The organism is Saccharopolyspora cebuensis (genome assembly GCF_039542665.1).
Lineage (GTDB): Bacteria > Actinomycetota > Actinomycetes > Mycobacteriales > Pseudonocardiaceae > Saccharopolyspora > Saccharopolyspora cebuensis.
In genome coordinates this window covers 665,080-677,928 of record NZ_BAABII010000003.1, presented here as the reverse complement: position 1 = coordinate 677,928, position 12,849 = coordinate 665,080, and the positions used below count along the sequence as shown (strand labels likewise).

The 12,849-nt window shown below is 70.3% G+C and carries 17 protein-coding genes; 14 read left to right on the top strand and 3 right to left on the bottom strand.

Going from position 1 to position 12,849, the window contains the following annotated elements; all coding sequences use genetic code 11:
- Positions 1–259: 259 nt before the first annotated feature.
- A complete protein-coding gene (locus tag ABD976_RS05865) occupies positions 260–1,258 on the bottom strand; it encodes an NAD(P)-dependent oxidoreductase (protein WP_345358298.1) in 999 nt (332 codons plus the stop codon).
- On the opposite strand from ABD976_RS05865, the gene ABD976_RS05860 reads away from it, so the two are divergent.
- The 9 genes from ABD976_RS05860 to ABD976_RS05820 all read left to right on the top strand — a co-directional run bounded on the left by ABD976_RS05860 (position 1,247) and on the right by ABD976_RS05820 (position 8,842).
- Positions 1,247–1,948, top strand: coding sequence for a response regulator transcription factor (locus ABD976_RS05860; RefSeq protein WP_345358295.1), 702 nt, complete (start codon positions 1,247–1,249; stop codon positions 1,946–1,948). The two genes, ABD976_RS05865 and ABD976_RS05860, sit on opposite strands and share 12 nt — an antisense overlap.
- Positions 1,938–3,665: a sensor histidine kinase gene (locus ABD976_RS05855; RefSeq protein WP_345358292.1), complete on the top strand. Its 1,728-nt coding sequence runs from the start codon at positions 1,938–1,940 to the stop codon at positions 3,663–3,665. The genes ABD976_RS05860 and ABD976_RS05855 overlap by 11 nt, the downstream gene beginning before the upstream one ends.
- A gap of 34 nt (positions 3,666–3,699) precedes the next feature.
- On the top strand, positions 3,700–4,719 hold the full coding sequence (locus tag ABD976_RS05850; protein ID WP_345358289.1) for a trypsin-like serine peptidase: 1,020 nt from the start codon (positions 3,700–3,702) through the stop codon (positions 4,717–4,719).
- Positions 4,720–4,859: 140 nt separating this feature from the next.
- Entirely contained in the window at positions 4,860–5,174 is a 315-nt protein-coding gene (locus tag ABD976_RS05845) for a hypothetical protein (protein ID WP_345358286.1), read from the top strand.
- A 168-nt stretch (positions 5,175–5,342) separates the two neighbouring features.
- Positions 5,343–5,834 (top strand): hypothetical protein, encoded by a 492-nt coding sequence (locus ABD976_RS05840; protein WP_345358283.1) that lies wholly within the window; start codon positions 5,343–5,345, stop codon positions 5,832–5,834.
- Positions 5,835–5,954: 120 nt separating this feature from the next.
- Complete coding sequence (locus tag ABD976_RS05835) at positions 5,955–6,236, top strand: type II toxin-antitoxin system Phd/YefM family antitoxin (protein WP_345358280.1); 282 nt, start codon at positions 5,955–5,957, stop codon at positions 6,234–6,236.
- Between the two features lie 248 nt (positions 6,237–6,484).
- Positions 6,485–6,757 carry a hypothetical protein gene (locus tag ABD976_RS05830; RefSeq protein WP_345358277.1) on the top strand — a complete coding sequence of 91 codons (273 nt, stop codon included), beginning with the start codon at positions 6,485–6,487 and terminating at the stop codon, positions 6,755–6,757.
- 6 nt (positions 6,758–6,763) lie between these two features.
- Positions 6,764–8,530: an alpha/beta hydrolase gene (locus tag ABD976_RS05825; RefSeq protein ID WP_345358274.1), complete on the top strand. Its 1,767-nt coding sequence runs from the start codon at positions 6,764–6,766 to the stop codon at positions 8,528–8,530.
- Between the two features lie 3 nt (positions 8,531–8,533).
- Positions 8,534–8,842, top strand: a complete 309-nt coding sequence (locus ABD976_RS05820) for a hypothetical protein (protein WP_345358271.1) — start codon at positions 8,534–8,536, stop codon at positions 8,840–8,842.
- 27 nt (positions 8,843–8,869) lie between these two features.
- On the opposite strand, the gene ABD976_RS05815 is transcribed toward ABD976_RS05820, so the two are convergent.
- Entirely contained in the window at positions 8,870–9,136 is a 267-nt protein-coding gene (locus ABD976_RS05815; RefSeq protein WP_345358739.1) for a hypothetical protein, read from the bottom strand.
- A gap of 146 nt (positions 9,137–9,282) precedes the next feature.
- Between ABD976_RS05815 and ABD976_RS05810 the strand changes: the two genes are divergently transcribed.
- From ABD976_RS05810 to ABD976_RS05790, 5 genes are all read left to right on the top strand, one after another.
- Positions 9,283–9,456, top strand: a complete 174-nt coding sequence (locus tag ABD976_RS05810) for a helix-turn-helix domain-containing protein (RefSeq protein WP_345358268.1) — start codon at positions 9,283–9,285, stop codon at positions 9,454–9,456.
- 623 nt (positions 9,457–10,079) lie between these two features.
- On the top strand, positions 10,080–10,445 hold the full coding sequence (locus ABD976_RS05805; protein WP_345358265.1) for an SAV_915 family protein: 366 nt from the start codon (positions 10,080–10,082) through the stop codon (positions 10,443–10,445).
- The gene (locus ABD976_RS05800) at positions 10,442–10,738 is read left to right on the top strand and encodes a hypothetical protein (RefSeq protein WP_345358262.1); all 297 of its coding nucleotides are present in this window, start codon (positions 10,442–10,444) and stop codon (positions 10,736–10,738) included. The genes ABD976_RS05805 and ABD976_RS05800 overlap by 4 nt, the downstream gene beginning before the upstream one ends.
- A gap of 10 nt (positions 10,739–10,748) precedes the next feature.
- Positions 10,749–11,939: a hypothetical protein gene (locus ABD976_RS05795; protein ID WP_345358259.1), complete on the top strand. Its 1,191-nt coding sequence runs from the start codon at positions 10,749–10,751 to the stop codon at positions 11,937–11,939.
- Between the two features lie 13 nt (positions 11,940–11,952).
- A complete protein-coding gene (locus tag ABD976_RS05790) occupies positions 11,953–12,543 on the top strand; it encodes a hypothetical protein (protein WP_345358257.1) in 591 nt (196 codons plus the stop codon).
- Between the two features lie 10 nt (positions 12,544–12,553).
- Here the strand turns inward: ABD976_RS05790 and ABD976_RS05785 are convergent, their stop codons facing one another.
- Positions 12,554–12,835 carry a hypothetical protein gene (locus ABD976_RS05785; RefSeq protein ID WP_345358252.1) on the bottom strand — a complete coding sequence of 94 codons (282 nt, stop codon included), beginning with the start codon at positions 12,833–12,835 and terminating at the stop codon, positions 12,554–12,556.
- Positions 12,836–12,849: the final 14 nt, after the last annotated feature.

Genomic DNA, 12,849 nt, shown 5'->3' with positions numbered 1-12,849 from the left:
GGGAGCCAACTACATTTCCCGACCCACGCGTGAACAGGATAATGATCGGGTTCCCGTCATGGATCCGCTAGATGGAGTGCGTCGTTGCGCTACTCATCTATTGCAGGACGGAGAAATGAATCTCGCGGCGGTAGTTCCGCACACTCGCATCTGGTATTTCCCGAGCCGTTCCAACAGAACCGGATCACACTTCGGCAACCGAATGGCGACGGCCACCGACGCGAGAACCACCCGTCCGGAGCGGAGTCCTGCACCTGACCTACCGGCGCGGGGCGTTCTCCCCGGAGAAGGAGGCGAAGTAGGCGGCGGCCATGTCCTCGTCGCCGTGCCCGGCCTCGACCGCCCGGCGGAACCGCTCGCGGCAGGCCTCGGCGACGTCGAGGCGCAGCGGTCCGCCGGTGACCTCGGCGATCAGCGTGGCGTCCTTGAAGGCGCCGCGCACCGTGAACGACGGGGCGTAGTCGCCGTCGAGGATCGCGGTGCCCTTGACGTGCGCGTACGGGGAGTCGGTGGGGGTGCCGTCGAGGGCTTCGAGGAAGTCGCGGGGGTCCACGCCGAGCGAATCCGCCAGCGCCATTGACTCCCCGACCGCGTTGGTCAGCGCCAGCACCCAGGCGTTGGTCGCGAGCTTGAGCCGGGTGCCCGCCGCCCCGGCGGCGTCCGCACCGACCCACATCGTGCGGCCCAGCGCGTCGAACACCTGCCGGGCCCGGTCCCGGACCGCCTCGGGCGCGGCGGCGAGCACGGTGAGCGTCCCCTGCTCGGCGGGGCGCACGGTGCCCAGCACCGGCGCGTCCACCAGGTGCACGCCCGAGGCCACCGGCACCACCTGGGCCATGCCCCGCACCCCGATCGTGCCCATCTGCAACCACAGCGCCTCGTCGCCGAGCGCGCCGACGGCCTCCCGCCCGGCACCGGCGGTGGCCTCGCCGTCGATCAGCATGGTGACCAGCACGTCGGCGTCGCGGGCGGCCTCGGAGGGGCTGTCGGCGACCACCGCGCCGTCCTCGGCCAGCGCCTCGGCCTTGGTCCGGGTCCGGTTCCAGACGCGGACGGTGAACCCGGCGCGGAGCAGGTTGCGCACCATCGGCGCCCCCATCGCGCCGGTCCCCAGGAAAGCCACGGTGGTCATCCACACCTCCTCGTGCTCGTGTTCCCGCCGGGGTACCCAGCACGCGACCGGAGCACGCCGCCGCCGTTGATCGTTTCGCCGGGATCCGCCCGGTGGACGACCTATGATCGCGCGATGTGCGCGCATATCGTGCTGGCCGAGGACGATCCGAAGCAGGCCGAGCTGGTGCGCCGGTACCTGGTCCGGGAGGGGCATTCGGTGGCCGTGGTCGCCGACGGCGACGCGGCGCTGCGGGAGGTGCGCCGCCACGAGCCGGAGCTGCTCGTGCTCGACGTGATGCTGCCGCGGCTGGATGGCCTGGACGCGTGCCGGGCGCTGCGCCGCGAGTCCGGCGTGCCGGTGCTGATGCTCACCGCTCGGTCCACTGAGGACGACATGGTGCGCGGCCTGGATTCGGGCGCCGACGACTACCTGACCAAGCCGTTCAGCCCGCGGGAGCTCGTCGCCAGGGTGCGCGCGCTGCTGCGCCGGGCGCGCCGTCCCGCCGAGGCGAGCAGCCGGGTGCACCGGGTGGGGGCGCTCGCGGTGGACCCGGTCCGCCACGAGGTGCACGTCGACGGCCGCGCGGTGGACTGCACGCCGGGCGAGTTCCGGTTGCTCGAAGCGCTGGCGGCGCAGGCCGAGCGGGTGTTCACCCGGGAACAGCTCCTGGAGCGGCTGCACGGGTACGACCGCGACATCACCGGGCGTGCGATCGACGTGCACGTGACGAACCTGCGCAAGAAGATCGAACCGCGGCCGCGCCGACCCGTCCGGCTGGTGACGGTGTACGGCGTCGGCTACAAGCTCACCGCGGGGCCGGCCGATGCGCCATAGCCTGCTCGCGCGGCTGCTGGCGGCCTCGGTGCTGGTGGCGGTCGCCGCCGTCGCGGCGACGGCGTGGCTCGCCGCCCGGACCACCAGCGGCGCCATCCGGCAGGAGCAGGGCGTCGTCCTCACCGACGGAACCCGCGTCTACAGCGCCTTGCTCGACTTCGCGGCGACCCACCCGGACTGGTCCGGCGTCGGCCCGCTGGTCCGGTCGCTCGCCGCGGAGACCGGTCGGCGGGTCGTGCTGGTGACCCAGGACCGGTCGCCCATCGCGGATTCGGCCGCCGGTGGCGCGCCGCTGCCCGCGACCGCCTCCGCGGTGGTCGATCCGCTGGCGGTCGACGCCGCGCTCGTCCCGGACGCGCCCGCGGACCGGATCGCCCCCGCGGCGGTGGGTCCCTTCCGGCTCACCGCGGCGGAGCGGCGACGGCTGCACGCGGGAGCCGAACGGGTCCTGCGCTGCGCCCGGTCGGCGGGCGAGCGCGGGGCCATCGCGGCGGACCCCGGCGGCCGGCCGCGCGTCGTCGGCGCGTCCCCGCAGGTGCTGGCCCGGTGCGGGGCGGGCGCGCTCGGCGCGGCGACGCCCACCGAGCGCACCGCGCTGGACGCGTTGCAGGGCCTGGTGAACGGCTGCCTCGGGCGGCAGGGCCTGCCGCCGGTGCACCTGGCGCTCGACCTGACCTGGACCCAGGCCGGCACCTCGCCCGCCCCGGCGGTGCCCGCCGACCGGGTCCGGACCTGCCTGGACGGCGCCCGGCACGAGCAGCTCGCGCCGTTCGTGGCTCCGGCCGCGCTGCTGTTCGTGACCACCGGGACCGGGGAGGCGCCCAACGCGTTCGACCTCTCCCCGGCCAACCAGGTCCGCATCGCCGTGGTCGCGTCGGGGGTGCTGGTGCTGGCCGTGGCGGTCACGGTGCTCGTGGGACGACGCCTGGTTCGCCCGCTGCACGCGCTGACCGACGCCGCGCAGCGGATGGCGGGCGGTGAGCTGGACGCCCGGGTCGCGGTGCACGGCCGCGACGAGGTCGCGCGGCTCGGGTCCGCGTTCAACGACATGGCCGCGGCCCGCCAGCGGACCGAAGCACTGCGCAAGGTGATGGTCGGCGACGTGGCCCACGAGCTGCGCACCCCGCTGTCCAACATCCGCGGCTGGCTCGAAGCGGCCGAGGACGGCGTCAGCGACCGGGACCCGGCCCTGATCACGTCGTTGTTGGAAGAGGCCCTGCTGCTGCAACGCGTGATCGACGACTTGCAGGACCTGGCGATGGCCGACGCGGGACAGCTCGCGCTGCACCCCGAGGCGGTGCGGCTCGCCGACCTGCTCGACCAGGTGGCGACCGCGCCGGTCGAGGTCTCCGCCCCCGCGGACCTGGAGCTGGTGGCCGATCCGGTGCGGTTGCGGCAGGTGGTCGGCAACCTCGTCGCCAACGCGGTCCGGCACACGCCGGAGGGCGGTTCGATCACCGTGCGGGCGAGGCAGGACGGTGCGGAGGTGGTGATCGAGGTGGCCGACACGGGTTCGGGCATCGACCCCGAGGACCTCCCGCACGTGTTCGACCGCTTCTGGCGCGCGGAGAAGTCCCGGAACCGGGAGACCGGGGGCAGCGGGCTGGGCCTGGCGATCGCCCGGAAGCTCGCCGAGGCGCAGGGCGGCGGCGTCACCGCGACGAGCACGCCCGGCGTCGGGTCGACGTTCACCGTGCGGCTGCCCGCGGGAAGCTGACAAGTTCCTGACAACCGCCGCCTAGCTTGGCCGCATGATGAGCACGAAGTGGAAGGGCCTGGTCGTCGGGGCTGCGGCGCTGGCGGTGGGCACGCTGACCGCCGCGCCCGCCGCGGCCGAGTCCGTCGCCGAGCACCGCCTGGCCACCAGCGCCGAGGAGCAGCGAGCGGTGCAGGACTACTGGACGCCCGAGCGCATCGCCGCGCTCACCGAGCCCGCCTCGGACAACCCGCCCAAGGCCGGGCCGGACGGGGCCCCGTGGACCAACCGCAACGCGCTGAACGAAACCGTGGGGCGGCTGTTCTTCACCGACCACGGCGAGGACGCGAGCTGCACCGCGACCGTGGTCCAGGCGGCCAACCGCAGCACGATCGTCACGGCCGGGCACTGCGTCAACGCCACGAACCTCCTCGGCGAGGACAACCAGTGGACCCGCAACGTGTTGTTCATCCCCGCCTATCACGACGGGCGGGAGCCCTTCGGCCGGTTCACCGGCCGGATCAGCTTCGTCGACGCGACCTGGCTGGACAACGACCAGCAGCACGGGGAGATCTACGGCGCCTACGACCAGGCCACCGTGGTGCTCAACCCGAACGAGCGCGGGCAGCGGGTCCAGGACGCGGTCGGCGCCGCCCAGCGCATCGGCTTCGACAAGCCGGGCGCGGGCACCGCGACGGCGTTCGGCTACCCGCGCGCCGCGTCCGATCCCGAGCGGGAAGGGCTGCCCGAGTACATCGGCGAGCGGCTCGCCTTCTGCCGGGGTCCGGCGAAGGAGTACCCCGGCACTCCCGACAACCCCGCCGCGCCCGGGCTGTGGGGCGTCGCCTGCGTCATGGGCGGCGGTTCCAGCGGTGGCCCCCGGTTCGCCGCGCTGTCCCCGGAGACCGGCATCGGCACGGTCGTCGGCACCAACACCCGCAGCGCGTACTTCGACGGCGCGGGCAACCCGTGCCCGCTCGGCGAGCAGGAGGGCTGCACCCGGTACCTCGTGGGGCCGCAGTTCACCGAGGAGATCACCCTGCCCCTCCACCAGACGGCCCAGCACGCCTGGTGACCCACCACCGACCGGCGCAGCCCCGGATCGCGTTCCGGGGCTGCGTCCCTTCCGCCGTGCGGTCGGCGGGGATCACGAAGGCACGAGGAGGATGTCGAGAACGGGCACGACCTCCATCGCGCCCGAATACCCTGTGCTCCATGCACGAACGACGAATTCCGGCCACAACCCGAACCCTCGGAATCGTGCGCCCGGACCGGGGCGGACCACGCGGGGGAAAGCCGCGGAACAAGGCCCACGACCTCTTCGTCGCGCTCGCGTTGACGCTGATCTCCGCGACGTTCCTCTCCATCGGCATCGTGAACGTGTTGACCATGACCGGAACCATTTCCCCGGTGGTCGCCCGGGTCCTCATCCTCGTACCGGTGGGTCTTCTCACCGTGGGCGCGATGTTCATCGCCCTGGCCGGCCCGACCTCACCCCCGCGCATCAGTCGCCGGCGGAAGACCGAATAGAGGGCGCGTTCCGCCATGGCAATTCTGACGACAACCCTCTCCTTCGTTCTCTTCGCCGTCTTCGCCTACTGGTCCGCTCGCTGGTGGCGGCAGTGGTCCCGCACCCGCCGGAGCCCGATACTCGGCGACGTGCAGCCCTCGGCGTTCCGGTACGTCACCTCGGCGTGGATGCTCCCGGAGGACTGGCACCCAGCCGGACGGCGGTGGCCCAAGCCCGACGAAACGCGGACGGACGAAGAAGCGAAGGCCTACGCCAGGCTCGCGAAGTCCCGGAGCAACGGGCATCTCCTCTCCGGTGAATTCCTCATCGCACTCGGCGGCGCGATGATGGGATCCGTCGCCATGGACGTGTTCTCCCAGGGCCCCAACGCCGAACTGGAAAAGGAAATCGGCCTCGTGGTCGCAGCCGTGCTGGTCGCGATCGGACTGCTCCTGGCACGCATGATGAGCCCCTCGTGGGGCAAGGTCGCCGACCGGTACGAGAAATTCGCCCGCCCGAACCGGCGGCGGGCGCCCTCCCGGCGACGACGCGCACCGAGCGCCAGGCGACTCCCGGCGACCGACGCACCCACTCGCCGATCGAAGTTCAGCCCGTTCACCATCGGGACGAAACGCCGCGGTCCCGCCGACTCCAGCAGACCACGTGGCCGGGAACGATGAGACCCCGGTACTTCGACCACCGCATCGCCCCCGTCGCGTCGACGACCTCTCCTCCCCGACCGGGCGTGAGTGGTACAGGCGGGCGAACTGGTCGGAGTGGTCGAGCGGCATGATGTGGCCATGACGGCTGGACCCGTGCCCTCCCACGACGATGAGGTCGAGGTAACCCTTTCCGATTTGAAGGCGACCCCGGGCAAGTTCGCGCGCATGGCGCAGGACGGCTACCGGGTTTACGTGACCGAGTGCGGCACCCGGCTCGCCGCTCTGCTGTCCACCGACGCGGCCGACCACATCGCGGAGGAGGAGGACGCCTACTGGTCCCGCCGGGCGTGGGAAGCCGAGCCGTCCGGCACCGTGTCGTGGGAAGAAGCGATCCGCGAACTCGAAGGCGGCCGCGGGTGAACCTGGGCGGTCGGCAGGACGAGCGCACCACGGACGCGGTCACAGCGCTGGCCAAGCCGGACGAACCGGTGCGACGGGGAATGCACGAATCGGCCGCCTTGTCAGCTTCGCGGTCGCACCGTTCTCGCCCTGCCTGGGCTACTGGGCTGAACGAGTGGCGCGGCCCGGTTGAGTAGAAACCCCGTCACCACGTCGGCACCCGTTCGATACCGTCGCCCGCGCGGACGGCTACCGAGGGGGAATGATCCGTGACCGTGCGAATCGATCCGGCGACCCTGAGAAGCATGGCCGGTGACCTGGAACAGTCGACCGAGGCCCTGGGTGAGGCACGCCCTCTGCCACCGGCCGACGCGGGGCCGTCCAGCGCCGCTGTCTCGGCGACCGCCGCCGACCTGCTGCGCGCCGCCGCCGGGTACGTCGAGGTGGTGCATCGTGGCGCGGCCGACCTCGATGCCAACAGCGCGGACTACGCCTCCACCGACGACGCCAATTCCGGCCTGTTCCAACGGATGGGGCACTGATCAGCCGTGGCGCTGAACACTTGGGTCGCAGGCGATCCGGCTGCGATGCGCGGCTACGCGGAGCAGGTACACCTCCTCGGGACGAATACCGAGCGGGTCGCCACGGGACAGCATCAGGTCCGCACCGCAGCAGCCGCCGCGTGGGAAGGGCAAGCGTCCGAAGCTTTCCAACGCTGGGCGACGGAGCAAGCCGGTGGCGGTGACACGCTCGCCGAGCTTTTCGTAGCAACCGCACGGGCGGTCGAAGCGTGGTCCGACGAGATCGACACCGTGCGAGCGCGCATGGAGCAAGCCAAGCAGGTAGCCGCCGAAGGTCGATTGATGGTCCTCGGTGACCTGATCCACCCACCGGCTGCCGCACGCCCGGAACCGACCGGAATGCCCTCGGCGGAACTCCCCCGGACAGCCGCCGAAGCAGAGGCGGCCCGAGCGCGGCGAGCCGCGCAGGAGTCCGCGTTCGCCGAAGCCAGGGCCACCGTCGAGCAAGCCCGGGGCCTGGAGCGCGCCGCGCACGAGAAGCTCGTCCACGCGCTGAACGAGGCGAAGGACGCTCTCCAAGGCCTCCCGCAGGGTGCGGAGTGGGCTCAGGCCGGAGCGCACCCGACGAACCCGGCGGGGGCTGCCCTCGCACATGCCGCGACAGCCGTGGAAGGCCGCGCCGCCGACGCGACCCGAGGCATGTTCGAGCAGGCCATGACGCAGGGCCCAGCAGCGGTGCACGGCTGCTGGTCGTCGCTGTCCACTGCTCAACGCGCCGATCTCATCGACCGCTTCCCGCAGCTCGTCGGCAGCGCGGACGGCGTCCCCACCACCGCACGCGACCAGGCGAACATGGCCTTGCTCGCCGGACAGCGACGCGAGCTGGAAGCGAAACAACGATCCGTTCGCAACCACATTGCTGGCATTCGCCCCGGCGAAGGGATGGCAGCGGAGAAGCAACGCCTGGAGTCCCAGGCCGCGGAGATCGAACAAGCCCTCTCCGGCCTTCGAGAACTCGAGGAGAAGGTCCGCCATCCTGATTACTACTTGCTCGGAATCGACTCAACGGCATCCGGCGGTCGGGGGCAGGCGATCATAGCCAATGGAAACCCTGATACCGCCCAGAACGTGGTGACCACCGTCCCGGGAACCTATTCAGACCTTGGCGATGTGATGGACTACGTGGACCGCGGGGATGAGGTGATGCGTCGAGCACAGGACCTGGGGGCGAACGAATCCGTCGCCTCGATCACCTATGCCGGATATGAATCCCCGCCGAGCCTCGCCGATGCCGCGGACGGGGAGTACGCCGAGGACGGCAGCCTTGGCTTGTCCCGCTTCCAGGAAGGGCTTCGCGCGAGCCACCAACTGGAGCAACCGAGCAACAACACGATCATCGGTCACTCGTACGGATCCACTCAGGTGGGATACGCAGCGCGTGATCACGGAGTCCACGCTGACAACATCATTTTCATCGGGTCGCCCGGCGTGGGTGTCGACCACGCCAGCGAACTAGGGGCAGCTCCGGGCCACGTCTGGTCAGGGACCTCCTCCCTCGACATCATCGAATACGCCACGCCGTCTCCGAACCCGCTCGACTACCATGACCCGTTCGACGATCACTGGTTCGGGAGGGACCCGTCGGATCCTTCCTTCGGGGCACGTGAGCTCCCTGTCCGCGACCAGTCGTATCACTCCGATTACTGGAAATACGACGAGTCGTTGGACGGGATGGCACGAGTAGTGGCCGGTGGAGTGGGCAGCTCAGCGGCCAACGAACAGGGAGGCGACTGAGCAATGGAGACCAACCGGAGGAAACCGGCAACGGCGGGGACGGTCGTCGGTTGGATCACCCTCTCACTAGCGCTGTGCGTGTGGGTTTTGATCATTCCGCTGACCAGCTCCGCACTGCTGTTCGCGAGCGAAGTCAGCATCGAAGCCGGGTTCGCCGCGTTCGCCGCCGTCTTTTACGGAATCGTGGGAGCGCTCGGCCTCAGCGCCGTCCTTCACAGTGAACACCGGTCCCGGAAGGCGGCAGGTTGGGTTTACGGCATCTTCCTGTTGCTCGCGGCAGCGGTGGCGATTTCGTTGAACCTTCGCGCGTGACCCCCAAAGCGGTTGCGGGATACCCGATCAGAACTGCCCTTTCCCGACCGTTGAGCGACTTCGATCTCCGTACACGACTTCGGGCCGCATCCCCGCTTCGATGAGCAGCGCGCAACGGCAGCCGTGGCAGGAGCGGAAGGTGATCCAGTCCATCTCCGACGGCTTCGCCAGCGCCAGCGGCTCACCGCACACCGCCTCAGCCGCCGACTCGCCCTCCCACCGCCGCCCTCGGAAGGCGTGCCGCACACCGCCGTCGCCGACCGCCACCGGTAGCCAGTAGTGCCCCATCCGCATCAGCACCCCCAAAATCGGACTTCCGAGACTTTACGTCACTCCGCAGAATTTAGATCACCCATTCGTCATTGGGCTACATGGCAGATGCCGAAGTCACCCGGTCTACTTAACGTCGAGGCGTGCCCTCCGAGCCAAGTCAGCCATTGGTGACGACACGCGACGTCGCGAAGGCGCTCGCCGTATCCCCGCGCACGGTGGCGCGCTGGGTCGAACGCGGCTGGATCACGCCCGACATGACGCTGCCGAGCGGCCACCACCGGTTCCGGCTGGACGAGGTCAAGAGGCAACTGCGGGAGCACGGCGGCCAGCGCGAGCCGTAGCTCCGGAAAACGTGAAAACCTTTGCGGCGCATACGAAAGCCCCGACCGGGAAGGTCGGGGCTTCGTGCTATCTTGCAGTCGCCAAACGAACAAAACAGCAGAGCCGAGCGTAGCAGATGCGCTCCCCGCCACGGCCGTTCCAGGCAGGCCGTGGGTCGGTGTTCGCCCTGGTCATGGTTCACAGCCGTGCAGCGTCCGTGAGAGGGACCGCGCGAGCGTGCACCCCGACGTCTGTGCGAAGGCGGTACCCGGCTCAGCAGGTTTGGAAGCGCGGGGTGCGAGTGCAGGACACCCCTCCCCCGGCTCTGCCCTGCCACCCCGGCCCGGCGGACGAGCAACGACGTCCGCGGGTGATGCCGAAGCGACCGACCGACGGCAGTCACCCCTCCCTGGTCCGGCACCCCCATGCCCGGACCGGGGGCTCAAACCCTGCGCTCCCTCCCTCCGGCAGTCGGGCGACGCGCTCCGCAGCGACTCCCCGGACGTGCTGGCCCTCGACCTGACCGGCGCTGGGCTGAACGAGTGACGCGGCCCGGTTGAGTAGAAACCCCGTCACCACGTCGGCACCCGTTCGATACCGTCCCCGGCGCGGACGGCTACCGAGGGGGAGCACGAGATCAGCCATGGCTTACGGGGACGACCACGTGATGCGCGCGCACGAGAACGTGGCGCCGTCGGTGATCGACGCACCGCTGGAGGCGGCGGAGGACGAGCTACCGCCGACGGTCTACCTGCCGACGAACCGGGCGAGCACGGACGCGGACGTGGAGCTGGAGTTGCGCGACGCCGACGACGGGAACCGGGCGCTGCTGGTGTTCACGTCGCTCGAACAGCTCGTCCAGGGCTGCGGGGACGGCCAACCGTGGGTCGCGGTTCCGGGCGGGCACGTCGACGACATCAAGGCCCGCAGCGGTGCTGATGTCGTGCTCTGGGATGCGGCGCTGCCGGTCGAGGACCGGCGCACGCGGTACCAGGAGGCCCGTCGGTGACCGGCGTCCACGCCGATCCCGGCGTGCTCGAAGCCCTGGCGAGCAAGCTGCGCAACGCGAGCGACGACCTCGAATCAGGCGCGGCACCGCCACCGGACGTCGAGGCCGGAGTGGTCACGGGTGCTGTGACGAGCGCGCTCGCGTTGTTGACCGATGGCCTCGGCAACATCTCGACGGGGATCGCGTCGGTGGCCGACGCGACCGCCGAGAGCCGCGCCCTGTACGTCGAGACCGACTACGAGCAGGCGACCGCGCTCCGCGCCGCCGAGCTGGACGCCGAACAACCGGGCTGAGGGGGTCACCATGCCGTTGGACACCGAGGTCAAAGGCGACCCCGACAGCCTCACCGCCGTGTGCGATTGGGCGAAGCGGCAGGAAGCGGGAGCCGAGCAGGCCGCTTCCCAAGTCTTCGGCGCGCGCGGCGAGTCGGAGGCGGGCTGGCAGCACGCAGCGGGCGAGGGATTCCGGTCGGTCCTCAGCTTCACCGGCCGGATGATCGACACCGAGGTGCGGGCGTTGCAGGACCTCTGCGGGGCCTTGCAGACGCACGCCGACGATCTCCGAACCGTCCGGAGCAGGATGCAGCAGGCCCGGGACGTCGCGCTGCAAGGCGGCCTGAAGATCGACGGGTTCAAGATCCAGGAGCCGGGACCGGCTCCGGCCGAACCCGCCGCGCTGCCGAAGGACCGCCCGGCGACTCCCGAGCAGCAGCGGGAGCACGCCGCCGCGACCGCCGCGCAGGACGCCTTCCAGCGGAAGGCGACCGCGTACGCGCAGGCGAGCCAGATCGTCAACGCCGCCCGCAAGCACGAGTCCGAATCGCAGCACGTCCTCGTCCGGTTCCTCGCCGGTGTTCTGGACCCGGTGAAGCTGTCCCTCACGCTCACCGACGTCACCGGCGGCGTGCTCGGCGCGACGGCTGTCCGGACCAGCAAGTTCAAGGAGTTCGCCGAAGCCGAGATGCTCAAGTCCGAACGGGCCGCGAAGCTGACGACCAGCCAGAACCTGAGCATCGCGAACCGCACCAAGGCCGCGATGATCGAGATCGGGAGCGACCTGCGGGCGAAGGACTACGCGGACGCGGCCACCGCCACCCGCACGGCCCGGGTCATCGACCGGTTCCCGCCGAAGGTGAAGTTCGCAATCCAGACCCTCGACGGCAAGCTGATCCCGCAATCGGTGAAGACGGCGAACCCGTGGCTACAGGGCGCGACCAAGTTCGGGAAGATCATTCCGGGTCTGGGGCTCGCGGCGACCGGGGTCGGCATCGGATACGACATCAACCAGGGCAAGGACCCGACCCAAGCCGTCGCCAGCGGCGGGTCCAGTCTCGTCGCAGGCGCCGTGGTCGGGGCAGCTATCGGCGGTCCAGCAGGGGCGGTCGCCGGTGGCTTGGTCGGCCTCGGAGTCGGATTCGCCGTGGACGAGTTCTGGGATGGCATCGTCCACGTCGGAGAACGGCTCAGCGAGATCAACCCGAAGATGACGCGATGACAGCGAGGACCACGTGACCACCCGCCCGAATCCTCAGACCGGCGAACCGCGGCCGCCGAAGGCCCCGGTGTTCAGCGTGTGGGGCGAGCTGGAGCGCAACAGCGCGAAGAAGGCCCGTTACCCTGCTGCTCCCGAGGGACGCGGTCCGGTCCTGGAGTGGTATCAAGGCACGCCTTCGGGCTACCTGCTCGGTGGCGTATTCGCGTCCATCATCATCTTCGCGCTGGTGTGCCTGATGGACTGGGGTTTCGACTGGATGCGCACGTGGTGGCTCTGGATCTTCGTCGTCATCCCCATCCCGATGTGGGCGCTGATGGGGCGCCAGTACGGGATCTCGGCCGGGGCCGACTGGCTCGCCGTCAAGAAGGGGCACGTGGACCTCTACGAACTCACCGAGGTCACGGTGGAAGGCGCCAGCGGTGGACTTTCCTGGACGATCGAACTGACGGACAAGAAGGGCACCGAAATGTCCGTCGACGCAGCGAAGGTTCAGGCCAACCAACAGCTTTGGGATCTCGTCTACAACGGCATCCAGCACTCCGTCCACCACGGCAGCGCCAAGACGAACAAGCGGGCGCTGGACAAGCTGCGACTCCGGCCGTGAACGCACGCCGTTAGGCCGTCGGCGGCCGACCGGCGTACACCTCCTCGGGCCGCATCCCCGCTTCGATGAGCAGCGCGCAGCGGCAGCCGTGGCAGGACCGGAAGGTGATCCAGTCCATCTCCGACGGCTTCGCCAACGCCAACGGCTCACCGCACACCGCCTCCGCCGCCAACTCACCCTCCCACCGCCGACCCCGGAACGCATGCCGCACACCGCCCTCGCCCACCGCTACCGGCAACCAGTAGTGCCCTGCCCGCATCAGCACCTCCCAGAACTGAGCCAACTGGGACAACTATCCCACACTGG